General features: G+C 58.9%; 14 protein-coding genes and 2 tRNA genes. 3 read left to right on the top strand and 13 right to left on the bottom strand.

Annotation, left to right across the window (positions count from 1 at the left end):
* Window positions 1–54: 54 nt before the first annotated feature.
* From IAD09_04485 to IAD09_04470, 4 genes are all read right to left on the bottom strand, one after another.
* Window positions 55–930: a YitT family protein gene (locus tag IAD09_04485; protein HIT81480.1), complete on the bottom strand. Its 876-nt coding sequence runs from the start codon at window positions 928–930 to the stop codon at window positions 55–57.
* 405 nt (window positions 931–1335) lie between these two features.
* Window positions 1336–2832 (bottom strand): hypothetical protein, encoded by a 1497-nt coding sequence (locus tag IAD09_04480; GenBank protein HIT81479.1) that lies wholly within the window; start codon window positions 2830–2832, stop codon window positions 1336–1338.
* 67 nt (window positions 2833–2899) lie between these two features.
* Window positions 2900–5704 carry a TonB-dependent receptor gene (locus IAD09_04475; protein ID HIT81478.1) on the bottom strand — a complete coding sequence of 935 codons (2805 nt, stop codon included), beginning with the start codon at window positions 5702–5704 and terminating at the stop codon, window positions 2900–2902.
* A 337-nt stretch (window positions 5705–6041) separates the two neighbouring features.
* Complete coding sequence (locus IAD09_04470; GenBank protein HIT81477.1) at window positions 6042–8813, bottom strand: leucine--tRNA ligase; 2772 nt, start codon at window positions 8811–8813, stop codon at window positions 6042–6044.
* A gap of 236 nt (window positions 8814–9049) precedes the next feature.
* Here IAD09_04470 and dusB point away from each other — a divergent pair, with 236 nt between their 5' ends.
* A complete protein-coding gene (dusB, locus tag IAD09_04465) occupies window positions 9050–10042 on the top strand; it encodes a tRNA dihydrouridine synthase DusB (protein HIT81476.1) in 993 nt (330 codons plus the stop codon).
* A 142-nt stretch (window positions 10043–10184) separates the two neighbouring features.
* On the opposite strand, the gene topA is transcribed toward dusB, so the two are convergent.
* From topA to IAD09_04425, 8 genes are all read right to left on the bottom strand, one after another.
* Window positions 10185–12530: a type I DNA topoisomerase gene (topA, locus tag IAD09_04460; GenBank protein HIT81475.1), complete on the bottom strand. Its 2346-nt coding sequence runs from the start codon at window positions 12528–12530 to the stop codon at window positions 10185–10187.
* 98 nt (window positions 12531–12628) lie between these two features.
* On the bottom strand, window positions 12629–14356 hold the full coding sequence (locus IAD09_04455; GenBank protein HIT81474.1) for a TonB-dependent receptor: 1728 nt from the start codon (window positions 14354–14356) through the stop codon (window positions 12629–12631).
* Window positions 14353–17376: a tetratricopeptide repeat protein gene (locus IAD09_04450; GenBank protein HIT81473.1), complete on the bottom strand. Its 3024-nt coding sequence runs from the start codon at window positions 17374–17376 to the stop codon at window positions 14353–14355. Before IAD09_04450 ends, IAD09_04455 begins: the two co-directional genes overlap by 4 nt.
* A 76-nt stretch (window positions 17377–17452) precedes the next feature.
* Entirely contained in the window at window positions 17453–18151 is a 699-nt protein-coding gene (gene mnmD, locus IAD09_04445) for a tRNA (5-methylaminomethyl-2-thiouridine)(34)-methyltransferase MnmD (GenBank protein ID HIT81472.1), read from the bottom strand.
* A complete protein-coding gene (locus IAD09_04440; GenBank protein ID HIT81471.1) occupies window positions 18148–19401 on the bottom strand; it encodes a U32 family peptidase in 1254 nt (417 codons plus the stop codon). Before IAD09_04440 ends, mnmD begins: the two co-directional genes overlap by 4 nt.
* Before the next feature lie 3 nt (window positions 19402–19404).
* Window positions 19405–22017, bottom strand: a complete 2613-nt coding sequence (gene mutS / locus IAD09_04435) for a DNA mismatch repair protein MutS (protein HIT81470.1) — start codon at window positions 22015–22017, stop codon at window positions 19405–19407.
* Between the two features lie 261 nt (window positions 22018–22278).
* Entirely contained in the window at window positions 22279–22815 is a 537-nt protein-coding gene (locus IAD09_04430) for an NUDIX domain-containing protein (protein HIT81469.1), read from the bottom strand.
* The gene (locus IAD09_04425) at window positions 22812–24506 is read right to left on the bottom strand and encodes a S41 family peptidase (protein HIT81468.1); all 1695 of its coding nucleotides are present in this window, start codon (window positions 24504–24506) and stop codon (window positions 22812–22814) included. Before IAD09_04425 ends, IAD09_04430 begins: the two co-directional genes overlap by 4 nt.
* Before the next feature lie 107 nt (window positions 24507–24613).
* On the opposite strand from IAD09_04425, the gene IAD09_04420 reads away from it, so the two are divergent.
* Together IAD09_04420 and IAD09_04415 are read left to right on the top strand one after the other, a co-directional pair.
* Window positions 24614–24687: transfer RNA gene (locus IAD09_04420), tRNA-Asn, on the top strand.
* 43 nt (window positions 24688–24730) lie between these two features.
* A tRNA-Asn gene (locus tag IAD09_04415) sits at window positions 24731–24804 on the top strand.
* A gap of 196 nt (window positions 24805–25000) precedes the next feature.
* Here IAD09_04415 and IAD09_04410 read toward each other — a convergent pair.
* On the bottom strand, window positions 25001–25435 hold a 435-nt coding region (locus IAD09_04410), incomplete at its 5' end, for a hypothetical protein (GenBank protein ID HIT81467.1).

Genomic DNA, 25435 nt, shown 5'->3' with positions numbered 1-25435 from the left:
ACGATAATAACGATGTTTGGCCCGCTATTATTGTACGGCATGGGGTGCGGGCGATTATGTTTTTATCTTGTCGAAGCCTTCGCCATAGACGCCGATGACGTTCGATTGGGAGATGAAGGCATGGCTGTCGATTTGTTTCACGAGGCGGAAGATGCTGGTCGACTCGGTGCGTTTGGCCAGGACGACAATCACTTTTTTGGGTTGTTTCGAGTACCAGCCCATGCCGTCGAGAATGGTTACGCCGCGGTTGATGTCGCGGTTGATGTGGTCGGCGATTTCCTCGTATTTCTCAGAGAAGATGAGCAGTTGTATCGACTGTCTGATACCGTTGATGAGCAGGTCGCACGAGTAGGTCGAGACGGCCAGTACCACGAAACCGAAGAGTATTTTTTCGAGGTCGTGGAAGAGCATGTAGGACGAGGAGATGATGAGCAGGTCGCAATAGAGAATGCTTCGGCCCAGCGTGATGGGTTTGTACTTGTTGATGATGGCGGCAATGATGTCGGTACCTCCCGTGCTGCCGTTGCGGGTGAAGGCCAAGCCGATGCCCACGCCGAGCATGATGCCGCCGATGATGCACGACATGAAGGGCTCGTCCTCGATGAGGGGCTCTTTGATGTAATAGGCCCAAATCGATAGTTGAATGGTCGTCATGACGACGCCGAAGATGGAGCGTATGCAATATTGCCACCCGATGACCCGAATGGCGGCGATGAGCAGTATGCCGTTGATGACAAAATAGGATACGGGCACGGGTATGTTGGTGCCGAAGTAGATGATGGCCGACAGGCCGGTCACGCCGCCGGTTACGATTTCGTTGGAAACGAGAAACGCCGTCCACCCGAACGTGTAGCACATCAATCCCAAGGTAATGATGGTGTAGTCTTTTACCTCGTTCCAAATGTCGCGGGGAGTCAATTTCAAAGTCATGACAAAGTAAGGTTTAGAGGTTGTTTTGTCTTGAATGCACAAAGATACGGATTAAAAATGAAAATAGTAACAGAATGCCGATAAATATATAAATAGCTTTTGTTCAGTAATTTACATAATTTAAAAAACAAGAAGGAAAATTTTGGGAAACCGTTATGTCACCGATTTGTTACAAATTCATATTCGCGTTCCGAAAGGAGGCGGGTTGTTGATGCGGCCGTCCCTTTCTTCTCTCGTGTGAAGGCAAATGTCATCTTCGTTTCCCCTGTTGGAAATGGCAAGGGATACTCGGTAAACCAAAAGATTTTTCGCTCTCTGTTTTTTGTGACAAAGACAAGAAAACCCCCGGCCGTCACGGCCGGGGGTGTGGAGTGCGAGTGGTATGAAAATTTTGAGGACGATTGATCAATAGTCGGCGTTTTGGGGATCAAATTCGGTCCACCCGTCAATCCAGTTGTCGTTGGCGTCGAAGGCTCCGATGTAGCTTACCTGTTGCATCGAGGCGAGTTTGCCGTCGGTGAACGAGGCGGCCGAGAGCAGCGGGCTGCCGGCTGCGGGACGGTAGTTGGTGCCTACGGAGGTTTCGGCGCCGGAGAGGTTCATCTCATCGAGCGTGCTCACCTTGTTGCCCGACTGGGCGAGGAAGAAGCGGCTCGAAAAAGAGGTTTGGGTGTTGTCGTAGATGGGTTTCCCGTCGCCGTCGTAGCCGGTTACCAGCACGTCGTCGTAAGATTTGTTGGCGTCGCTGCCGGTAACGTCCATGTCGGCAAACCAGATGTTTTGGAGTTTGAGCAACCCGTTGGTGGCGGCGCTTTGGGTGTCGCCCTTCTGGTTGTCGAGAATGAGGCCGATGGGGTACCCGATGGCGATGGAGTTGAAGCAGTTGAGGCGGCTGTTGCGGCGTATCTGCATGGCGGCCTGGAAGCGTCCGAGGGCCGAACCGTTGTTGGGATATACTTCACCGCCGTTGATGTAGTCGGTCGTGTTCTCGAAGTTGGCATCGACGGCCTTGGGCCCTATGAAGGTGATGTTGCTGAACGTGGCGGTGGTGTAGGGGTCGATGGCGGCACCGTCGGCGCAGTTGTCCGACTCGAAGCCGTTCGATTGCGAGGTGTCGGCGATGCGGGAGTCGCGCACGCTGAGGCAGAACTGCACTTTGCCCGAGAAGCCGTTGTCGGTGTCGAACTCGTCGTCCCACCCTTTGTAGGCCACGAGGTATTTGGCGTTGACCGTACCGCCGAACCACTCGTAGGAGTCGTCGTTGCAGTACGATACCTGCACATGGTCGACTTGCGTGCCGTTACCTACCGAGCCGAAGGTGACGCCGTTGATTTCCTTGTCGCGCTCGAAGGGATAGCCGGCAAATTCCACGCGCACATAGCTGATGATGCCCGAGTTGTCGACATCGTTGCTGCCGCCGTGTTTGGTGCGGGGGCCGCCTTCGATTTGCATCTGTCCCTGGTTGTTGCGGGCGTTACCGCAGATGATGAGTCCGCCCCAGTCGCCGGGACGACGGTTGCCCTTGGCCTCTTCCGAGGTGAAGACGATGGGTTTGTCGGCAGTGCCCTGTGCATAGAGTTTTCCGCCGGGCTCTACGATGAGGGCGGCTTTGGTCTGCTTGTCGCCTTTGATGATGGTACCCGGCTCGATGGTGAGTTCGGCGCCGTCGGCGATGTAGACCCAGCCTTTGAGCAGGTAGGTGCCTTGGGCGAGGGTCTCTTTGCCCGAGAAGACAAATTCCTGGTCGCCGTTGCCGATGACGTTGCCGTCGAATACGAGGCTGCTGCTGCCTTGGTCTTTTCCGTCGTCGACGCCGTTGTTGTCATCGTCGTTGTTGCATGCGGTTACGGCTCCGCACAGGAGGGCGATGAAAGCCCAGTTGAGAAATTTTTTCGATTTCATGTTTTTTCTTTTTTGGTTTGTGGGTCTCTTGGTGCAGAAACCCGGTTTATGGTTGTTTATGAATGTTTCAGAAGGTGTAGCCGACCGATAGGTTGAAGTTGCGTCCCGGGCGGTATTGGCGGGTAATCTCTTCGACGACCTTGGTCTCGCCCGTCTTTGTCGACACCTCGTCGAGTTGCATGAAGGTGACCTTGTCGGCCAGCAGGTCGCGGATACCCAGCTTTATCTCCCAGTGTTTCTTGGCTTTCCAGGAGAGGCTCAGGTCGATGACGTCGCGGGGCATCTCGTAGGAGTCGGGTATGCGCACGGTCTCTTCGTTGCCCGAGCTGCCGAGGTAGCGGCCCACGCCGGCGATGCGTTTGCCTATGCGGTTGTAGAAGAGGGCGGCGGTGATGCCGCTCTTCTCGTGGCGGTAAGAGAGTCCGGTGTTGATGAGATAGGGCGACTGTCCCTGCATGGGACGGTCTTTCTCGCGGTCGCCTTCGGGAAACTCCACGAGGCTCTTGATGAGGGCGCCGTTGAAGACGAAGTCGAACGAGGGCATTCCCAGGAAGGCGAGGTTCTTGCGCAGGTCTACTTCGAGGCCGTAGCTGTATGCGCCGTCGGCGTTGCGGTAGGAGTAGACGAGGTCGGTACCGCCGGCCACGGTGTAGGTCCACTCAATGGGGTCGTCGAAGTGTTTGTAGAAGAGGGCTACCGAGATTTGTTCACCTTTGGTGGGGTACCATTCGTAGCGCAGGTCGAAGTTCTGCACATAACAGGGGCGCAGCTCGGTGTTGCCCTGCACGTTCGAGGCCAGGTCGAAGTCGTAGAAGACCGAGGGCGATACCTCGCGGAACTCGGGACGGTTGACCGACTTGCCGTAGGAGGCGCGCAACTGGTGCTCGTCGTTGAACTTGTAGGTGGCGTTGACCGAGGGGAAGAGGTCGTCGTAGATGTAGTGGGTGCTCTGCGGGCTCACCTCGTAGTCGCGGGTGTTGCGTATGAGCTCCATGTCGCTGTGCTCGAAGCGCACGCCGGCGTAGAGGTTGAAGCCTCTCCACGGCAGGTTCACGCCCACATATCCGGCTCCCAGCAGGTTGTTGCCGTCGTAGTTGTTGCGCATTTTGAGCTCTTCGAGCAGGTAGAGCTTGTCGGCGCCGTAGTTCCCGTCGGTGAGGAGTTCGCTGGGGAGGTCCATGTAACGGAAGCCGTCGGGCAAGGTGTTCTGGCTGTAATTCCAGTTGTAGATGAAGCTGCGGGTGCGGTAGCTGCGGGTGCGGTATTCGCCGTAGACGCCGGCTTTGAGTGCCGGGGTGAAGCTGCCCCACTCGAAGTCGTGGCGGTAGTTGGCGTTGGCCGAGACGATGTGTTCGTCGAGGCGGGTAAACTCGCGGGTGATGTCGTTGCCGGTCGAGAGGGCGAGCACGCCGGTTTCGAGGGCGTCGTCGATGAGGTATTTGCGGCGGTCGGGCAGCAGGCGGTTGGCGTAGGCATAGCCGGCGCTCCAATCGAAGTAGTCGCTCTCGAAGGTGTGTTTGCCGGTAAACTGGCCGTTGTAGGTGGTGCGGCTGCTGTAATAGTATTCGGCGTTCTCTTCGTGGTTGTTCTGGGCGCTGATGCCGGTGCGGTAGGTATAGCGGTCGGTGCCTATCTGGTTGAAGATGTTTTTGAACTCGAAGCGGTTGTTGTCTTTGGCGGGGACAAACGTGAGGTTGAGCATGGCACCGATGCGGGCGGTGTGGTTGAACTGGTCGTCCTGGCTGTGGCGCAGGTAATTGCTGCGGTCGTTCTCGGTGTCGTAGGCGCCGAAGAGCGAGTTTTCCATGTCGAGGAAGGTCTTGTAGCTGTTGCTGTAATTGAGGGCGCCGATGAGTCCCAGCTTTCCGCCGTCGGCGAGGCGGCGTATGCGGCTCACGTCGGCGCTGAGGCTGAGGTCGCCCACGGGCTTCATCGTGCGCACCCGCCAGTCGTTGTTGAAACCGTTGCCTTGCAGGTCGACGCCGTTGCCGGCGATGGGGTTGAGGGTGGCGTCGATGCCGCCGGGCAGGGCGCGCAGGCCGTTGTCGAAGCCGAGGAAGTCGGTGCGGCTCCCCTTGTTGTATTGGAAGTCGCGGAAGTGGGTGGCGTCGTTGATGTTGCCGCCTACCGAGAGGGTGAAGTTGTTCTCGGCGGGGAGGTCCTTGGTGGTGAGCAGGATAAATCCGCCGCTGAAATCGGCCGGATATTCGGGAGCGGGCGATTTGACGATGGCGATGTTTTCGAGCTGCGAGCTGGGTATGATGTCGAACGAGAAGGCGCGCGAGTCGGCTTCGGTGCTGGGCACGGCGCTACCGTTTATCCACACGTTGTTATAGCGTTCGGAGAGGCCGCGCACCATCACGAACTTGTCGTTGATGAGGCTGATGCCCGGCACGCGGCGTATGGCTTCGGAGGCGTCCTTGTCCTGGGCTATCTTTATCTGTTGCGACGACACGCCGCTCTGTATCACGAGGCTGGTCTTGGTGGCGGCAATCATGCCCAGTTCGGTGTTGCGGCGCATCTGTCCCACGACGACGACCTCGTCGAGGTTCTGGTCGTCGGCTTTGAGCCGTATGTCGAGGGTGAGCGGGGTGCTTTCGACGACCCGTTGGTCGGCGAGGGTGAGGGTCTGGTAAGAGAGGTAGTTGACGATGAGGGTGTAGGTGCCGGCTTTGAGTTTGTTGAGGACGAAAAGTCCGTTTTCGTCGGTGAAGGCGGCCATGGTCGTTCCCGAGACCGATACGGTGGCACCGGCAAGCGGCTCTCCCGAGGAGAGGTCTCTCACGGTACCTTTTATGACGGCGCACCAAGCCATGGCCGGCAGGAGGATGAAGAGTGTGGCAGCGATGATGATTTTTGTGTAGCGTTTCATTTGATTCCCATAATTTTTCCGACGGCAAAGGTCGGGGATTCTTATTACAGGGAAAATGCAAATGTTTGACGTTTCGGTGACGACGGTGTGACAATCCGATTTCACGAACGGCTCTCCCCCACTCCTCTCTTTTCTCCCCGACGACATTCCTCCTCCCCTGCTTTGGGGTGTGGCTGGGGGTGTTGCGGGAGTCTCTTGTGTTCTCAGTTCTCGTTTTGTCGGGTGACGGTTTGGGGCGAAGGCGTGTTACCGGTGGGCTTTTCTTCGGGGGGGACTAAAAACCGAGGCCGCACATGTTTGCGCGGCCTCGGTTGAAATGATGTGAGGTGGAGGGAGATTATCCGACCACGATGTTGATGAGTTTTCCGGGTACGACAATGACCTTCTTGATGCTTTTTCCGTCGAGCCACTTGGCCGAGTTTTCGTGAGCCAAGGTCGCCTCTTCGATTGCTTCGCGGGACGCATCGGCCGGGAATTCGAGGTTGAAGCGTACCTTGCCGTTGAACGAAACGGCATAGTTGACCGTGTCTTCTTTGAGGTACTCTTCGTTGTAGGTCGGCCACTGGGCGTCGCACACCGAGGTGGTGTGCCCCAGCGTGTGCCACAGCTCTTCGCTCAGGTGCGGGGTAAACGGCGCGAGCAGCACGACGATGGGTTCGAGTATCTGGCGGTTGCGGCATTTCAGGGCGGTGAGCTCATTGATGCATATCATGAAGGCGCTCACCGAGGTGTTGTAGGAGAAGGTCTCGATGTCGCCGCTCACTTTCTTGATGAGCTTGTGCAGGCTTTTGAGTTCCTCTTTCGAGGGTTTGCCGTCGGTGAGGGCGAGGTTGTCGCCATCGTAGAAGAGGTTCCAGAATTTTTTGAGGAAACGGTGCACGCCGTCGATGCCGTTGGTGTCCCACGGTTTGCTCTGCTCGATGGGGCCGAGGAACATCTCGTAGAGACGCAACGTGTCGGCGCCGTAGCGTTCGACGATGTCGTCGGGGTTGACGACGTTGAACATCGACTTCGACATCTTCTCCACGGCCCAGCCGCAGATGTAGCGGCCGTCTTCGAGCACAAACTCGGCGTCTTTGTAGTCGGGGCGCCAGTTGCGGAAGGCTTCGAGGTCGAGCACGTCGTTGCTGACGATGTTTACGTCGACGTGTATGGGGGTGGTATCGTATTGGTCTTTGAGGTTGTAGGAGACAAACGTGTTGGTGTCCTTGATGCGGTACACGAAGTTGGAGCGTCCCTGTATCATGCCCTGGTTGACGAGTTTCTTGAAGGGCTCGTCTTCGCACACGATGCCGATGTCATAGAGGAACTTGTTCCAGAAGCGGCTGTAAATGAGGTGTCCCGTGGCGTGCTCGGTGCCTCCCACATAGAGGTCGACGTTGCGCCAGTAGGTGTTGGCCTCCTCCGACACGAGGGAGGCGTCGTTGTGCGGGTCCATGTAACGCAGGTAGTAGGCCGACGAACCGGCAAATCCCGGCATGGTGCAGAGCTCGAGGGGGAAGTGCTCCTCGGTTTCCCAGTTCTTGGCGCGTCCCAATGGGGGCTCGCCCTGTTCGGTGGGGAGGAACTTGTCGATGCCGGGCAGCAGCAGGGGCAGACGGCTCTCGTCGAGCATGTAGGGTAGCCCGTTTTTGTAGTAGACGGGGAAGGGTTCGCCCCAGTAGCGCTGGCGGCTGAATATGGCGTCGCGCAGGCGGTAGTTGACCTTGACGCGTCCCAGTCCTTTTTCCTTGATGAAGGCTTTGGTCTTGGCGATGGCCTCTTTCACGGTGAGTCCGTTGAGGTCGAGCCCGTTGCCGCAGGAGTTTATCATGATGCCCTCTTTGGCGTCGAAGCTCTCCTGCGACACGTCGCAGCCCTCGATGAGGGGAATGATGGGCAGGTCGAAGTGCTTGGCAAAGGCGTAGTCGCGGCTGTCGTGGGCGGGTACGGCCATGATGGCGCCGGTACCGTAGCCGGCCAGTACATAGTCGCTTATCCAGATGGGAATCTCTTTCCCGTTGAGGGGGTTGACGGCGTATGCGCCCGAGAAGACACCGGTCACGCTGCGGTCCATCATGCGTTCGCGTTCGGTGCGGTGCTTGATTTGGTCGAGGTAAGCGTCGACGGCGGCTTTCTGTGCGGGGGTGGTTACCTGTGCCACATATTCGCTTTCGGGGGCGAGTACCATGAAGGTGACCCCGAAGATGGTGTCGGCGCGGGTGGTGAAGATGGTGAAGGTGACGTCGCTGTTGACGACCTTGAACTCCATCTCGGCACCTTCGGAGCGGCCTATCCAGTTGCGCTGGGTCTCTTTGAGGGAGTCGGTCCAGTCGATGGTGTCGAGGCCGTCGAGCAGGCGTTGGGCATAGGCCGAGACGCGGAGGCACCATTGGCGCATCACCTTTTGCTCGACGGGGTATCCGCCGCGTACCGAGAGCCCTTCGCTCACTTCGTCGTTGGCCAGCACGGTACCCAGTTGGGGGCACCAGTTCACCATCGTGTCGCCGAGGTAGGCGATGCGGTAGTTGAGCAGGGTTTTCTGCTGCTCCTCCTCGCTCATGGCGCACCACTCGTCGGCGGTGAAGGTGAGTTCTTCGGAGCAGGCGACGTTGAGCTCTTCGGTACCGTTGGTCTCGAAGGCTTCGATGAGGGTGTTGATGGGGAGCGCTTTCTGCTCGTTGTAGTCGTAGTAACTGTTGAACATCTGTATGAAGGCCCACTGCGTCCATTTGTAATATTCGGGTTCGCAGGTGCGTATCTCACGGTCCCAGTCGAAACAGAACCCGATTTTGTCGAGTTGTTCGCGATAACGGTTGATGTTCTTTTCGGTGGTGATGGCGGGGTGTTGTCCCGTCTGTATGGCATATTGTTCGGCGGGCAACCCGTAGGCGTCGTAGCCCATGGGGTGCAGCACGTTGAATCCTTTGAGTCGTTTGAAGCGGGCGTAAATATCCGAGGCGATATACCCGAGCGGGTGGCCTACATGCAGGCCGGCTCCCGAGGGGTAGGGAAACATGTCCAGCACATAGTATTTGGGTTTGTCCGGGTTTTCGGTGACGTGGTAGGTGTGGTTCTCTTTCCAGTATTTTTGCCACTTCTGTTCGATTTCTCTGAAATTATATTCCATCGTTTTTTTCGATTTGGGGCGGTAATTTACCCTATTAAGCGTTGCAAAAGTAATAAAAAAAAAGAGATGGTGATAAAAAACCGTCGCATTACGACGATTTCGGCCGCTTTTCGCGTTTTGGCCGGGAGGCCGTTCGGGGTGTCGTGGGGAACCCGGGTTTCGTTTTTCGGCGGGGAGCGGCGGCGCCGTGCTGAAAATGTGCTATTTTTGCAGCTCAATTCCTAATTTGTGACAGCATGAAAATCGGGACAATCGATTTGGGTGAACGCCCGCTCTTCCTCGCTCCGATGGAAGATGTGACCAATGGCCCCTTCCGCCTCCTGTGCAAGGAGTTCGGCGCCGACATGGTGACGACCGAGTTTGTGTCGAGCGACGCCCTCATTCGTTTCGTGGGGAAGACCCAGGCCAAGCTCTCCATTGCCGAGGCCGAACGGCCGGTGGCGATACAGATTTACGGCCGCGACGTCGACTCGATGGTTGAGGCGGCGCGCATCTGCGAGGCGGCGCGACCCGATGTCATCGACCTCAACTTCGGTTGCCCGGTGAAGAAGGTGGCCGGCAAGGGTGCCGGGTCGGGCATGTTGCGCAACGTGCCGCTGCTGCTGGCCATCACCCGGGCGGTGGTGCAGGCGGTGAAGCTGCCCGTGACGGTGAAGACCCGCCTGGGCTGGGACCACGACTCGCGCATCATCGTGGAGCTGGCCGAGCAGTTGCAGGATTGCGGCATTGCCGCCCTGGCCATTCACGGCCGCACCCGCAGCCAGATGTACACGGGCGAGGCCGACTGGTCGCTCATCGGACGGGTGAAGGAGAATCCCCGCATGACGATTCCCATTATCGGCAACGGCGACATCACCACGCCCGAGAAAGCGCGCGAGGCGTTCGACCGCTACGGGGTCGACGGCGTGATGGTGGGCCGGGCGTCGATAGGGGCGCCGTGGATTTTCGACGAGATGAAACAGTATCTGCGCGAGGGCTCCGTCACCCCCTTGCCGGTGAGTGCCAAGATGGAGGTCTTGCGGCGCCAGTTGCGCGAGAGCGTCGCGCGGCTCGACGAGCGTCGCGGCATTCTGCACATACGGCGCCACCTGGCGGCCACTCCGCTTTTCAAGGGTATCCCCCACTTCCGCGAGACACGCATTGCCATGTTGCGGGCCGAGACGCTGGCCGACCTCTACCCTATTCTCGACCGCGTGGAGGAGCTGCTGCTCTCGCAGCCCGAGCCGTAATTAGGCTCTCAGCCCCTCTCCGGCTCTATCTTTTTACGCTCTTTTCTTCGTTTAGGGACATAATAAGAAAGGCATCGGAAAAATCCGATGCCTTTCTTCTATCGTGGCCTTGTGGCGGGAGCTTCCCTCCCACCCTTGTCTCTTATTTCTTGCGGGGCGCCCGGCGGGGTTTGGCTTTGGGCTGGCTGTCGCTCTCGATGATTTTCAGGCAGTCGTCGCTCGACAGTCCTTCGGGCTGGGTGCCTTTGGGTATCTTGTAGTTCTTGCCCTTGTAGGCGATGTAGGGGCCGAAGCGGCCGTTGAGGATTTCGAGGTCGCTGTTTTCGGGGAAACTCTTGATGAGGCGGTTTTTCTCTTCTTCGCGTTTTTTCTCGATGAGGGCCACGGCTTCGTCGTAGGTGACGGTCTGCGGCGCGTACTCTTTGGGCAGCGATACATATTTGCCGTTGTGGCGGACGTAGGGGCCGAAGCGGCCGGTCGACACGGTGATGGTTTGGCCTTCGTACTCGCCCAGCGTGCGGGGCAGGTCAAAGAGTTTGAGAGCCTCGTCGAGGGTGATGGTGTTGATCGATTGGCCCTTTTGCAGCGAGGCGAAGAGGGGTTTTTCCTTGTCTTCGGGGAGCCCGATTTGCACGAGGGGGCCGAAGCGGCCTATCTTCACCGATACGGGGCGTCCGCTTTTGGGGTCGGTACCGAGTTGGCGTTCGCCCACGCGGTGTTCGAGTCGCAGCGAGAGGGCTTCTTCGACCACGGGGTGGAAGAGTTTGTAGAAGTCGTCGATTGATTTGTTCCACTCGATTTTGCCCTCGGCCACTTCGTCGAACTTGCTTTCGACCTGTGCCGTGAAGTTGTAGTTGAGTATGTCGGGGAAATGCTCGGTGAGGAAGTCGTTGACGACGATACCGATGTCGGTGGGCAACAGTTTGCCTTTTTCCGCTCCGACGATTTCGGTCTTTTCCTTATCGGTGATTTTCCCGCTTTTGAGCGAGAGGGTGAGCGTGTTGTAGGCGCGTTCGGTACCGGGACGGTCGCCGCGTTCCACATATTCGCGTTGCTGTATGGTCGATATGGTGGGGGCGTAGGTCGAGGGGCGGCCGATGCCCAGCTCTTCGAGTTTGCGCACGAGCGAGGCTTCGGTGTAGCGGGGCGGCCGTTGGGTGAAGCGTTCGGTCGCTTCGACGGTGAGAGCCGGCAGGGTGGCTCCGGTCGAGAGGGGCGGCAGCATTTTGCCGTTGCCTTCGCCGTTCTCGCTTTCGTCGTCGGTCGACTCGTTGTAGACGCGCAGGAAACCGTCGAATTTCAGTACTTCGCCCGTGGCGATGAATTTCTCCTTGCGCCCCGAGATGTCGATGACGGCAGTGGTCTTTTCTATCTCGGCGTCGCTCATCTGGGAGGCGATGGTGCGTTTCCAAATGAGCTCGTAGAGCCGTTTTTCCTGTGCCGACCCTTCGATGTCGTGGTGGTCGATGTAGGTGGGGCGTATGGCCTCGTGGGCTTCTTGGGCGCCTTTGGTCTTGGTGTGATAGTTGCGCGTGTGGAGGTAGGCTTCGCCCCAGTTGTTGAGAATCTCGTTTTTGGAGGTCCCCAGGGCGAGGGTCGAGAGGTTGACCGAGTCGGTACGCATGTAGGTGATGAATCCCGACTCGTAGAGGCGCTGGGCGATAATCATGGTCTGTGCCACCGAGAGCCCCAGTTTGCGCGAGGCTTCCTGTTGCAGGGTCGAGGTGGTGAAGGGGGCGGCGGGCGATTTGCGGGCGGGCTTTACCTGCACCTCTTCGATGGTGAAGCGGGCGTCGCGGCAGGCTTCGAGCAGGGCGAGGGCCTCTTCTTTGGTTTTGAGTCGGGTGTTGAGCTCGGCTTTCATCTCGACGGATTCTCCCTCCGGTGTGGCTACGGCGAAGGTGGCTACCACGCGGTAGGCGGCTTCGCTGCGGAACTGCTCTATCTCTTTCTCGCGCTCGACGATGAGGCGCACGGCGACCGATTGCACGCGGCCGGCCGAGAGGGCGGGTTTCACCTTTTTCCACAGCACGGGCGAGAGCTCGAAGCCCACGATGCGGTCGAGCACGCGGCGGGCCTGCTGGGCGTTGACGCGGTCGATGTCGATGTTGCGGGGGTGCTCGATGGCGTTGAGTATGGCGCTTTTGGTGATTTCGTGGAAGACGATGCGCCGGGTCTTTTCGGGGTTGAGCCCGAGTACCTCGTAGAGGTGCCAGGCGATGGCTTCTCCTTCGCGGTCTTCATCGGAAGCGAGCCACACCATGTCGGCTTTGGCGGCTTCGGCTTTGAGGGTTTCGACGAGGTGCTTCTTGTCGGAGGGGATTTCGTATATGGGGGTGAAGTCGTGGTTTACGTCGACGCTGAAATCTTTCTTTTTCAGGTCTCGGATATGGCCGTAACTCGATAGGACCTTATAGTCTTTTCCTAAAAATTTTTCAATCGTTTTTGCCTTGGCAGGAGACTCTACAATGACTAAATTCTTCGGCATTTTCTGTCGCTTCTTTTATTTTCGCCTGCAAAAGTAGAAAAAAAGCGATTGACAGTCAGCTATTTTGTCGTTAAAATTTTTTTTATGGTTCTAAAATCTCAGAAAACGACACCTGCTCCCAAGAGGAAATGGAAGCGTTGTGCCGGCATTCCGTAATAGAGGTCGGTGCGTTTTGAGAGCAGGTTGTTGAACTGTGCCGAGAAGTGTATGTGCTTGTTGAGGCGGTAGATGGCGCCGAGGTTGAGGGTGACGATGTTGGGCAGGTTTCCCGACGAGGGATAGTCGACCATGCCCTCTACGCGGTTGCGGTATCCGAGGCCGTCGGCAAAGTAGAGGTCGGCCGAGATGTCGAGCGGGCGAATGGGCACCACCGTTACGCCGGCTTTCCACTCGTTGCGGGGTTGAGCCGAGAGTATGCGTTGTTTCCCGGCTTTGTTGCGCCACTCGTTGTGTTCCCAAACGAGGTGGGCGTGGAAGAAGTCCCGCGGGTTGTATTGTATCTCGAAGCCGGCTTTCCAGGCATAGGCGTCGGCGGCGTAGAAGCTGACGACGGGGCGGGTGAGGCGACCGCTGGTGCCGGTGGCCTCGATGTATTGCCAGCGGTAGTCGAAGAGGGCGTCGATGCTGTACTTGATGCCGCCGTAGAGGGTGAAGTGCAGCTGCTTGAAGGTGGCGGTGCGCAACCCCACGGTGAAATCGGCCGGCGTGTAGGTATTGTTCATCGGGCTGCTGGGGTCGACATAGGCGGTGATGGCGCTCATCTTTTCCCAGGTGTTGAGGGTCTTGCCTCCGGTGAGCCGGGAGTAGAGGAACCAGAGTTTCTCAAATTCCCATTCCAGCTGCACGTCGGGGGCGATGCGGAAGATGGTGTTGTCGTGAATCGACAGGTCGATGAGCACGCCGGCCTTGAATTTCAGGTGCTCTTTTTCGATGCCGAAATAGGGGTTGGCGTGCAGCACGGTGTAGTTTTCTCTCGCGGTGCGGTTGTAGATGAGGTTGTCCATGCCCACGGCGACGCCTATGTTGTAGTGCTTGCCGAGGGGCGCGTTGCCGTCGATGCGGGTGGAGAGGTGGTTTTCGAGCACGCCGCGCTGTCCGTAGAAGAGTCCCAGGTCGCTGTTGTAGCCCCGGTAGCTTATCTCGGCGGTGTAGTTGATGTGGCGGTTGGGTTTCGAGGTGATGCGGGTGTCGATGCCGTAGTGTTGCACGGTCTGCTGGTCGGTGGTGGTGCTGAGCCCCGTGAGTCGGTTTTTATCGACGTCGTAGAGGGGCATGCCGTAGTAGTTGAACCCGTTGTAGCGGTAGTAGGCCGATGTGTTCCAGGTGGCGCGGTCGAAGGTGTGGGTATAGGCCAGATGCAGTTTGTTGTCGTTGCGGCGCTGGTGGGTCTTTTCGTTGTCGGTGAGGTAAGAGAGGGTGCCGTTGGTCGAGTTGTGCCGATACCACAAGAGCAGTTGGTCTCGCGACTTGTCGATGATACGAACGCCGGCGTTGGCATTGATGTTGAGGTAGTTGCCCATCTCTATCCGGGCATATCCCCTTTGGCGGTCGGGGGCTTCGACGCCTCCTTTTCCGGCCGCGAGCGTGTCGAGGGTGGGTGCTTCGTCGCGGGCGCTTTTCCACTCGGTGTATTTGATGTCGGGACGTTCCGAGGCCGACACTTCCATCTCGGGCATGACGTTGATTTTCGAGGCGTCTTGCACGATGGGGGTAAACTCCTTTTCGATGGTTACGGCGCGTTGGAGCGATGATTTATTGGAGGTCTGGGCGGTTGCGCCGAGGAGGGGCAGGGCCAGGAGCAGGGGGGTGATATAGTGGGTTTTCATTGGGCGTCGGTGTTTGTGGTTTCAAGTTTTTCGAGGCGGACGGCGACCCGTTCTTTGATGTCGTCATCGGCGGTGTAGTTGTTTTGCAGGCTCAGCAGGTATTGGCGTGCTTTGAAGGTGTCGCCCCGGCGGGCATAGACATCGGCCAGCACGATGAAGCTGCGGGCCAACCAGTACTGGTGCGAGGTGCCGTTTTCGAGCAGTTGGTTGACGACGGCTTCGGCCTGGGTGTCGTCGCCTTTGTCATGGTAGTATTGGGCCAGGAGGTAGGCCGATTGGGCTCCGGTCTCGGTGCGGGGGTCTTCGGCGAGTTTTTCCCATTCGCCGGCGGCTTGTGCCGAGTCGCCCCGTGCGATGAAGCTCTTGGCGCGCGCCGAGCGGGCGGTGGCGACGTGTTCGGGCGAGAGGGTGGGGTCGGCCAGCAGGCGTGCCGATACTTCTATCACGGCGTTGTTGTCGCCCAGCTGCACGGCGTTGCGCAGCATGCCGAGGCGGGCGTTCTGTCGACTCTCCTTGTTCTTGGCGATGCGTTCGAGTTTCTGGTAGCTGACATAGGCTTCGGGGTATTCCTTGGTTTTTTCCTGTATGTCGGCCAGCCGGGCAAGGGCCTCTTCGGTGTAGGGGTTGTTGGGCACTTTGAGCACGGCTTGGAACTTCTTGCGGGCTTTGTCGTAGGCTTTCTTGTCGTAATAGTAGAGTCCCAGGTAGTTGTGGGTGGGCAGGGTGTAGGCGCCTTTGGGATATTTTTTGAGATAGTTTTCGAGTTGCGTGGCCGAGGCGGCGTTGGGGGTTTTGAGGAAGGCGCGTTCGGCGGTGAGGAACGAGAGGGAGTCGAGTTCCGATATTTCGGTCGAGACGTTTCCGCCGAGGGTTTTCAGGTAGGCGGCGTAGGTGTCGACGTCGTTCTGTGCCACATACACGGCTTTGAGGTCTTGGAGGGCGATGTGTGCCTCTTCGGTGCCGGGATAGTCGGCGATGACGCTTTTGTAGGTGGCGATGGCTTTCTGGGGTTGCTGGCTGTTGTAGTAGAACATGCCCAGTTGCACGCCGGCTTTGCGGGCGGTCTCCTGGTCGGGATATTTTTCGAGCAGGGCGGTGAAGCAGGCTGCGGCTTTCCCGTCTTGGAGGACGACATGGGCCAAGCCCTCTTCGAGCCAGGCGTCATCGACATAGTCCGACTGCGGGTAGCTTTGCCGCAATTCTTGCATGATGGCCGTCTTTTCGGCGTATTTTTTTTGCAGGCCGGCCATGAATCCTTTCTGGAAGAGGGCATAGTCGCCTGTTGCCGGGTAGAGGGCGACGGCCTTGTCATAGGCTGAGCCGGCATCGGCAAAGCGGCGCTGCCCGTAGAGGCAGTCGGCCAGTCGGGTGCAGGCGTCGGCGATGCGCGGGAGGTGGGCGTCGTTGGGGGTCTCGGTCTTGATATAGTGGGCAAACTGGGTCTGCGCCTCGCCGAAGTCGTGCTGCTTGAAGTAGCCGTACCCGAGGTTGTAGTAGGCCAGCGGGTCGGCCGTGGCGGTGGTTTGCAGGTAGAGGCGGTCGTTTTTCACGGCTTCGGCATAATTTCCTTCGCGGTAGAGGCACTCGGCGAGCCACAGATAGGCATCGGCCTTGGCTTCCCGGTCATAGTTGCCGAGGAGGGTGGCCTGGGTGAAGTAGTCGGCCGCTTTTTTCAGGTCGTTGTTGGCGAAGCGTTCGGTTCCCAGCCGGTAGAGGATACGTTGTTTGGCGGTGTAGATTTTGGCGGTGGGGTGCTGTATCTTGTTGATGGAGTTGAGGGCGCTCTCGTAGTTGCGGGTGGTCATGTAGACGTCGACGAGGTAGTCGTTGATGGTGTCGGCATGGCGCGACCGGGGGAAGAGGTTGAGGAATTTCTCAAAGACGGTGACCGACTCGGCAAAGGGCGAGAAGGTGGCGGCGTGCAGCGTGAGGGCGTAGTTGTAGAGGGCTGCCTCCTGCACCTGCGGGTCGTAGTCGTAGCGTGAGGCCATCTCGAAGGCCAGCCGGGCGTTGGTGGGGTCGTTGAGCCGCAGGTAGCTCTGCCCGATGAAGAGGTAGGCGCTTTGTGCCAAGGCGTCGTTTTGGGTGGTGACGTGTCCCAGTTGGTCGATGGCTTCGAGGTATTTTCCCGTTTGGTAGTAGGCCATGCCCAAGGCATAGTGGCTGCTGCGTTGCGACATGGCGCAATAGGTGGTGTAGCCCGAGAGGTATTTGATGGCTTGTGCGTTGTCGCCCGAGCGGTAGTAGCTCTCGCCGAGAATGCGTTCCATCTCGTAGTAGGTCGAGTCGGCGGGATAGCGTTCCATGTATTGGCCAGCCGTTTCGATGGCTTCGGGGTATTTCTCTTTGGCGAAGCGGCATTGGGCAAGCAGTGCCGTGGCCGGGCGGGCAAATGTCTTGTCGTCGATAATGGGGGTGAGTTCGCTCTCGGCGCCGGCGTATTCGCCTTCGAGGTATCGGCGGTGGGCGTCGTGGTAGAGGGCGGCTTTCTGGTGCGGGCCTCCTACCTCGATGATGGCGGCGAAGCAAGGGGCGGCTTTGTCGGTCTCACCCTGTTCGATGTAGGTGCAGCCGAGGTGCAGCAGCAGGTCGGACTGGTCTTCGGGTGCGAGTTTGTCGAGGTCGATGGACTGGTATATTTCGAGTGCCTTGTCGTCGTCGCCGCGGTCGAAGTAGCAATGTCCCCGCAGGAGTTGGGCTTCGGCGCTGTGCGGGGTCTTGGGGTGCCGGGCGAGGTAATTCTCGATGAGGACGAGGGCGTTCGGCTCCTTGGCGGCATAGGACGAAGCGGCTATCAGGAAGTCGGCCTTGGCCTTGTCGATGGTGCGGGTGGCTCCTTTGCGGTATTCTGTCATGAGGTCGATGCAACCGGCGTAGTTCCCTTCGTTGAACATTTGTTGGGCGCGGTCGAAGGTGTAGGCGGGTTGTTCGATGCGGACGGCTTTTTGTGCCTCACCGGTGAATGGCAGCAGGCTGCACAGCAGGGTGCAGGCAATATGTCGCAGGGTCGTTTTTTTCATGTCGGTAAATCTTTGAAACAAAAATAGGAAAAACTTCGTATCGCTTCTTTGTCGACCGGGTTATTAACTTATTTTTTTATGTGCCGGTGCGGGAGGCGTCGTCGGGTCGTCGGGCTTGCAGGATTTCGCGTTTCCCGCCCGGAGGGCCGGAGGTGCGTTGCACGGTGAGCCCCGCTTGTTGCAGACGGCGGCGCACCTCGCCTTTGGCGCAGTAGGTCGAGAGCACCCCTCCCCTGCGCAGGGAGCGGGCGACACGACCCAGCAGTTCGGCGCTCCACAGCTCGGGCTGTTTCTCGGGGGCGAAGGCGTCATAGTAGATGACGTCGTAGCGTTCGTCGCCCAAGGGGTGGCGGGTGAGGTCGGTCTCGATTTTGTGGAGGGTGAAACAGGGGGTGATGGCCACCTCCCTCTCCCACTCGCAGCGGTGCAGCTGCTCGAAGAGGGGACGGCTGCCGGGCTGTATCGTTTCGGGGTAGGCAAGGCCGATGGCCTGTGCGGCATCGAGCGGGAAGGCTTCGACGACGGTGTAGTGTATGTGCCGGCGGCTTTGCCCGGCGGCCAGCAGGGTGAGGAAGGCGTTGAGTCCGGTGCCGAAGCCGCACTCAAAGAGGTCGACCGTTTCCCGCCCGCAGGCTTCGAGGCCGGTCTTGATGTAGACGTGCATCGATTCGGCCACGGCTCCTCTCACCGAGTGGTAGTGTTCGTCGAGGGCGGGCAGGTAGAGGGTGGGCGAGCCGTCGTCGGTGGGGACGGTTACGGGCGTTTCGCGCTTCATCGTTTGAGGGTTTCGGGGGCGACCCATTTGTAGAGCTTGTCCGAGGGGCGTATCTTCTGGTCGAGCTTTATCGAGAAGTGGTCGCCCTTGACGGCTTCCTCGACCGGTTTGAGGTCGACGCGCATCTCTTCGACGGTGGTGATGATGGCTCCCGTCGTGGGGCCGGTGATGACGATTTCGTCGCCGACGTGCAGCGACTGGGTCTCGACGACAAACTCGGCCACCCCGAGGTTGGAGTAGTATTTCACCCCCTTGCCTATGTAGACCTTCACGCGGGTGGCTTCGGAGCCGTAGGTGTGGCTCCACTCGCCCAGCCGCTGGCCGAGGTAGTAGCCGTTCCAGAATCCGCGGTTGAAGACTTTGGCCAGGCGGTTGTCCCAGGCGGCGATTTTCTCGTCGCCGTAGCTGCCGTCGATGACGCTCTCCACGGCCTCGTGGTAACACTCGACGACGGTGCGCACATACTCGGCGCTGCGGGCGCGGCCTTCGATTTTGAACACGCGCACGCCGGCTTCCATCATGCGGTTGATGAAGTGTATGGTTTTCAGGTCTTTGGGCGACAGGATATATTGGTTGTCAATGTCGAGTTCGATGTCGCTCTCCTTGTCGCGCACGGTGTAGCCGCGGCGGCACACCTGCATGCAGGCGCCGCGGTTGGCCGAGGCGTTCATCTCGTGGAGGCTCAGGTAGCACTTGCCCGAGACGGCCATGCACAGGGCGCCGTGGGCAAACATCTCGATGCGCACCGGCTTGCCGCCCGGGCCGGTGATGTGGCGGCGTTCGATTTCGGCGTGGATATGGGCCACCTGGTCGAGGTTGAGCTCGCGGGCGAGCACCACGACATCGGCAAAGCGGGCGTAAAATTCGAGAGCCTCGACGTTGGTGATGTTGAGTTGGGTCGACAGGTGCACTTCCACCCCGATGCTGCGGGCGTAGGTCATGGCGGCGATGTCGCTGGCGATGATGGCCGAGATGCCGGCGTTGCTGGCGGCGTCGATGATGCGCCGCATGAGGGCGATGTCGCTGTCGTAGATGACCGTGTTGACGGTGAGGTAGCTTTTCAGGCCGTGTTCCCGGCAGATGCGGGCTATCTCGCGCAGGTCGTCGAGGGTGAAGTTGTTGGAGCTGCGGGCCCGCATGTTCAGCCCTTCGACGCCGAAGTATATCGAGTTGGCGCCTCCCTGAATGGCGGCGGTGAGCGATTCGTACGACCCCACCGGGGCCATGATTTCAAAGTCTTGTGCGGTCATGGGTTATTTGCCGGTAATGATTTTGCGTATGTCGTTGAGTTTGTTGAGTGCCTCCACGGGGGTGAGGTTGTTGATGTCGGTGTGGAGAATCTCGTCGCGCACCTGCGAGAGCACGGGGTCGTCGAGCTGGAAGAAGCTGAGTTGCATGCCTCCGCCGCCACTGGTCGATGTTTTTTTCTTTTCCTGGGGCACGGCGATGCCGTTCTGGCGGTTGTCGGCTTCGAGCTGGTGCAGGATTTCGTTGGCCCGTTGCACGATGCTTTGGGGCATGCCGGCCAGCCGGGCCACATGGATACCGAAGCTGTGTTCGCTGCCGCCCCGCACGAGTTTGCGCAGGAAGATGACCCGGTTGTCGACCTCCTTTACCGACACGTTGTAGTTGGCGATGCGGCGGAAACTCTTTTCCATCTCGTTGAGCTCGTGGTAGTGGGTGGCGAAGAGGGTCTTGGCCCGGGCGCGCCGGTGCTCGTGTATGTACTCGACGATGGCCCAGGCGATGGAGATGCCGTCGTAGGTGCTGGTGCCGCGGCCCAGCTCGTCGAAGAGCACGAGGCTGCGGTCGGAGAGGTTGTTGAGAATGTCGGCCGCCTCGTTCATCTCCACCATGAAGGTCGACTCGCCCAGCGAGATGTTGTCCGAGGCGCCCACACGGGTGAAGACCTTGTCGACGATGCCTATGTGGGCGGCTTCGGCCGGCACATAACTGCCTATCTGCGCCATGATGACGATGAGGGCCGTCTGTCGCAGCAGGGCCGACTTGCCGGCCATGTTGGGCCCCGTTATCATGATGATTTGCTGGTGGTCGTTGTCGAGCGTTACGCTGTTGGAGATGTAGCTTTCGCCGGGAGGCATCTGCCGCTCGATGACGGGGTGCCGACCCTCCTTGATGTCGATGGTGAGGGAGTCGTTCACCTCGGGACGTATGTAGTGGTTCTCCTCGGCCGTCTTGGCGAAGGAGAGCAGGCAGTCGATGCGGGCGATGAGGTTGGCGTCGAGCTGTATGGCCGGAATGTAGTCGGCGACGGCCTGCACCAGGTCGTTGAAGAGGCGTGTTTCGAGCGAGAGAATCTTCTCCTCGGCACCGAGGATTTTCTCTTCATACTCTTTCAGTTCCTGGGTGATGTAGCGCTCGGCGCTGACGAGGGTCTGTTTGCGAATCCACTCTTCGGGCACCTTGTCCTTGTGGGTGTTGCGCACCTCGATGTAGTAGCCGAAGACGTTGTTGTAGCCGATTTTGAGGCTGGGAATGCCGGTGCGTTCGCTCTCGCGCTGTTGCAGGTGCAGGAGGTAGTCCTTGCCCGAGCCCGAGATGTCGCGCAGCTCGTCGAGTTCGGCGTTCACGCCGCGGGCGATGATGCCGCCGCGGTTGGTGAGCGAGGGGGCGTCGGGCGAGATTTCGCGCTCGATGCGGTCGCGTATGAGGGTGCAGGGGTTGAGTTGCGCGGCGATGTGGCGGAGCACCTCTTCGTCGGCCGACTGGCAGCAGTCGCGTATCGGCTCGATGGCCGACAGGGCCACCCGCAGCTGCACCGTCTCCCGCGGTGTGATGCGCCCCACGGCCACTTTGGAGATGAGGCGTTCGAGGTCGCCGATGAGCGCGAGTTGGCGGTCGATGAGTTCCTTGGCTTCGGGGTGGCGGAAGAAAAACTCCACCACCTCCTGCCGGTCGCGTATGGGAGCCACCTCTTTCAGCGGGAAGGTAATCCACCGTTTGAGCAGGCGGGCGCCCATGGGGCTCACCGTGCGGTCGATGATGTCGAGCAGGCTCTTGCCCCCTTCGTTCATCGTCGAGAGCAGTTCGAGGCTGCGCACGGTAAACTTGTCGAGGCGCACATAGCGGTCGGCTTCGATGCGGGCGAGCGAGAGTATGTGGGCGATGTGGGTGTGCTGGGTGATGTCGAGGTAGTGCAGCAGCGCGCCAGAGGCGACGATGCCCAGTTTGAGGTTCTGCACGCCGAAGCCTTTGAGGTTCTTGGTGCCGAAGTGGCGCAGCAGCCGTTCGGTGGCCGCCTCCTCGGAGAATATCCAGTCGTCGAGCTCGAAGGTGAAGTAGCGGTTGCCGAAGTGCTCCTCGAACTGCTTGCGGTGGCTGCGCTCGAAGAGTATTTCTTTGGGCTGGAAATTTCCCAATAGTTTGTCGACGTAGTCGTAGGTGCCTTCGGCCGTGAGAAATTCGCCGGTCGAGATGTCGAGGAAGGCCACGCCGCATTGCCCGTTCTTGCCGAAGTGCACGCCGGCCAGGAAGTTGTTTTCCTTGTGGTCGAGTATGTTGTCGTCGATGGAGACGCCGGGGGTTACCAGTTCGGTGATGCCGCGCTTGACGAGTTTCTTGGCCAGTTTCGGGTCTTCGAGCTGTTCGCAGATGGCGACCCGTTTGCCGGCGCGTACCAGTTTGGGCAGATAGGTGTCGAGGGCGTGGTGGGGGAAACCGGCCAGCTCGACATACTGGGCGGCTCCGTTGGCGCGTCGGGTGAGGGTGATGCCCAATATTTCCGATGCCGTGATGGCGTCGTCGGAAAAGGTTTCGTAAAAGTCTCCTACCCTGAACAGCAGTATGGCATCGGGGTGAACGGCTTTCATCTCGATGTACTGCTTCATGAGCGGGGTTTCGACCATCTCTTTTGCCACGGAATTTCTTGTTTTGATGAGAAGACAAAGGTAGTGAAAAGCTCGGGCAATGGCAAGCCGGTGAAAATTTTTTGTTATGCCGCCGGCGGAGCTGCGGCTACTTGGCCGCCCGCCTCTCCCGTCGCCGGGCGACGGTGCTGTCGCGGCGTATTGCGCGGGGACTCCCCTCTCCTCTCCTTCCTTGTCGGGGGAAGAGGCGACGGGTGCAAATCTGTTGTGGTAGGGTCTCGGGGTGGAAGGAAGCGGCGGCTACTCGGCCTCCCGCCCCAGAATGCGGGCGATGCCGCGGCGTATCGAGGCCAGCCCGAAGTCGGCGGGGTCGATTTCGGCGCGTTTCATAAACCGGGCGGCGGCCACGTCGTCGTGGGCTTCGAGCCCCCGTGTGTCGGCCACGCGGCATTCGAAGAAGAGGTCCATCGTGGGCACGGTGAGTCCGCCGTAGGTGTAGAGGTTGGGCAGGGAGAAGAGGTAGCGCGTGGAGACGACGATGAGCGCGGTCTCTTCCCGCACCTCGCGGGCGACGGCCTCCTCGGCGGTCTCGTCGAGGTCGGTAAATCCTCCCGGCAGGTCGAGCGTGCCGCTGGCCGGTTCCTTGGCGCGGCGGCACACGAGTATGTCGCCTTCGTCATTGGTGATGAGAGCCACGACGGCAGCCTTGGGGTTGATGTAGTAAATGAGTCCGCAGTCGAGGCAGCGTTTCGACTGGACGTTGTTGTCGACAAACCGGGCCGACCCGCAGTGTGGACAGAAACAGAAGGGGGCGAGAAGCGGTGTCGTCGCGCTCATGACTTCTTCTCCTTTTTGTCGGAGGCTTTCCCGGGTTGCAATATCGCGCGGTACTGTTCGCGGTCGAGGAGTATCTCTTCGGCGCGTTTTACGATGGGGTCGTTTTTGAGGCTCTCGCATATCTCGCCTTTCTGGTAGTAATAGCGCTTGACGATTTCGAAGGCGAGCTGCTCGGCGATTTCGTCGCGGAAGTTGGCAAAGTCGTGGTCGAGGTTGTGCGAGAGTTTCTTCGACAGGGAGTCGACTTCGGGGGTGATGTCGGCGAGGTAGCCTTCAAACTCGGCCCACTTGCGCAACTCGTCGAGCACTTTCTGGGTGCGGCGGTCGTAGGTGAAGTTTTGGCTCCGCACATACTCCTTGAAGTCGTTGTAGATGGTATCGTCGATGACAAACTCTTCGATGGGGGCGATGCTGTCGTGTTGCTGGGCAAAGCGGGTGGCGTAGTGGAAGGTGTGCATGTCGTTGACCAGGTAATACACGATGTTGGGAATCTGCTCCAACTCCACCTTCACGTCGGGCGTGATGCCGCCTCCGTCGCGCACGATGCGGCCTCCGGCCGTGGTGTAGGCGGTGGTGAGGCTGTCGGGAATGCGCTCGGGACGACCGGCGGCGTTGCGGTGCGAATAGTCGATGGCCTGTATCGAGCGGCCGCTGGGAATGTAGTATTTCGAGGTGGTGATTTTTATCATGCCGTTGTAGGGCATCGGGCGGGTAGTCTGCACGAGACCCTTGCCGAAGGAGCGGTCGCCCACGATGACGGCGCGGTCGAGGTCTTGCAGGGTACCGGCTACGATTTCCGAAGCGGAGGCCGATTCCCCGTTGATGAGAACGACCATCGGCATTTTCCCGTCGAGGGGTTTCTGGGTGGTCTTGTAGGTCTTGTCCCACTGGCTGATGCGGCCGCGGGTCGAGAGTATCTCGGTGCCTTTGGGCACGAAGTAGTTGATGATTTGCAGGGCCTCGTCGAGAATACCGCCGGGGTTGCCCCGCAGGTCGAGGACGAGCGAGGTGATGTGGCGGTTCTTTTTCAAGTCGAGGAAAGCCTCTTTCACTTCGGCGGCCGCCTTGTCGGTGAAACTTTGCAGGTAGATGTAACCCACTCCCCCGTCGCGCACGCCGTAATAGGGAACGGCCGGCAGGGTGATTTTCTTGCGCACGATGTCGAAGGTGAGCGTGTCGAGTGTCACGGGGCGTTCCACGACGACGCGCACGATGGTGTTGGCCGGGCCTTTGAGCCGTTCGCTCACTTTGTCCGACGGCAGTCCCACGGCCGAAACCGAATCGACCTGTAAGATTTTGTCTCCGGCTTTCAGCCCGTGTACCTGGGCGGGCAGCCCCTCATACGGTTCGGCGATGTAGGTGAAGCTGTCGCGGTAGGTGATGAGCGAGCCTATGCCGCCGTATTCGCCCGTGGTCATGAACTTGAAGTCTTCGGTCTCGGTCTCGGGTATGTAGGTGGTGTAGGGGTCGAGCGTGTAGAGCATGGTGTTGATGCCCTTCTCTACCATCTTGTCGAGGTCGAAGGTGTCGACATAGAGCGTGTTGAGCTCTTTCAGTACCGAATTGAATACCGAGATGCTTTTGGCGGTGTCGAAAGTCTTGTTGTTGTTTTGTGCCGGGAGGAGATTTCCCGTGAGAAGCAGGGCGGCGGTTAAAGCCAGACTCCGGTTCGAAAACAGGACGTTACGCATATCTTTGGAGGTTGTTTTCAAAAAAGAATGAGAAATTTTTCTACAAATATATTGCATAATTGGAAATAACGCATTACTTTTGCCCTGCATTTTTAGGAATGTTATCTTCTTCAGTAGCTCAGTCGGTTAGAGCATCTGACTGTTAATCAGAGGGTCGTAGGTTCAAGTCCTACCTGAAGAGCTTCAAAATTTCCGGGTGCGGAATCGAAACATACACCATTTATTCTTCAGTAGCTCAGTCGGTTAGAGCATCTGACTGTTAATCAGAGGGTCGTAGGTTCAAGTCCTACCTGAAGAGCCGGAAAGGCCGCTTGCCATCGGGCAGGCGGCCTTTTTTGTTTTTTTTTCATTTCCGGGACTGTTGCAGAGGGCATGGGGAGGCCTGTAAGCAAGGGCGGCATCGTTGGTGATGCCTGTCTCCCGGCCCCTACGGAGAAAGAAAACCCCGCCGGTTCATCGCCGGCGGGGTTGCTTTTATGGGAGAAACGGAGCGTTTAGAGAACGACTTTGCACACTTCGTTGCCCACTTTTACCAGGAAGATGCCTTTCTGGTCGAGGGTCAGCATGAGAGCCGAGCCGTCGGCCACGGCGTTTTTCACCTGTGCACCGCTCAGTGCGTAGACGGTTACCGGCGTGCCGGCAGCGGCGCCTTCGACAACGATGGCGTCGGCGGTGGCGTAAACGGCCGTTGTGCTGTTGCTTTCAACGCTTTCGATGGCCGACGTTGACTCGTTGATGACGGGGAACTTGGCCCACTCGATGCCGGCGCGGTAGGTGTCGGCACAGCCTTTGGGCACGACGAGGGTGTAACCCTTGTCGGTGTAGTTCTCCTCAGCGGGTTTGGTCGAGGGCGAAGAGATGTAGGTGTTGTTCGAGAAGGCCATTTCGGCAGCGCGGGTATCGGTGCCAAGGCATACGACAGTCTTCAT

Source organism: Candidatus Caccoplasma merdavium (assembly GCA_018715595.1).
Lineage (GTDB): Bacteria > Bacteroidota > Bacteroidia > Bacteroidales > UBA11471 > Caccoplasma > Caccoplasma merdavium.
This window is presented reverse-complemented; position numbering and strand designations above follow the sequence as displayed.

Excerpts from the sequence above, each read along its gene's own strand:
- IAD09_04485 (HIT81480.1), bottom strand. The coding sequence starts at position 930 with ATGACTTTGAAATTGACTCCCCGCGACATTTGGAACGAGGTAAAAGAC.
- IAD09_04480 (HIT81479.1), bottom strand. The coding sequence starts at position 2,832 with ATGAAATCGAAAAAATTTCTCAACTGGGCTTTCATCGCCCTCCTGTGC.
- IAD09_04475 (HIT81478.1), bottom strand. The coding sequence starts at position 5,704 with ATGAAACGCTACACAAAAATCATCATCGCTGCCACACTCTTCATCCTC.
- IAD09_04470 (HIT81477.1), bottom strand. The coding sequence starts at position 8,813 with ATGGAATATAATTTCAGAGAAATCGAACAGAAGTGGCAAAAATACTGG.
- dusB (HIT81476.1), top strand. The coding sequence starts at position 9,050 with ATGAAAATCGGGACAATCGATTTGGGTGAACGCCCGCTCTTCCTCGCT.
- topA (HIT81475.1), bottom strand. The coding sequence starts at position 12,530 with ATGCCGAAGAATTTAGTCATTGTAGAGTCTCCTGCCAAGGCAAAAACG.
- IAD09_04455 (HIT81474.1), bottom strand. The coding sequence starts at position 14,356 with ATGAAAACCCACTATATCACCCCCCTGCTCCTGGCCCTGCCCCTCCTC.
- IAD09_04450 (HIT81473.1), bottom strand. The coding sequence starts at position 17,376 with ATGAAAAAAACGACCCTGCGACATATTGCCTGCACCCTGCTGTGCAGC.
- mnmD (HIT81472.1), bottom strand. The coding sequence starts at position 18,151 with ATGAAGCGCGAAACGCCCGTAACCGTCCCCACCGACGACGGCTCGCCC.
- IAD09_04440 (HIT81471.1), bottom strand. The coding sequence starts at position 19,401 with ATGACCGCACAAGACTTTGAAATCATGGCCCCGGTGGGGTCGTACGAA.
- mutS (HIT81470.1), bottom strand. The coding sequence starts at position 22,017 with ATGGTCGAAACCCCGCTCATGAAGCAGTACATCGAGATGAAAGCCGTT.
- IAD09_04430 (HIT81469.1), bottom strand. The coding sequence starts at position 22,815 with ATGAGCGCGACGACACCGCTTCTCGCCCCCTTCTGTTTCTGTCCACAC.
- IAD09_04425 (HIT81468.1), bottom strand. The coding sequence starts at position 24,506 with ATGCGTAACGTCCTGTTTTCGAACCGGAGTCTGGCTTTAACCGCCGCC.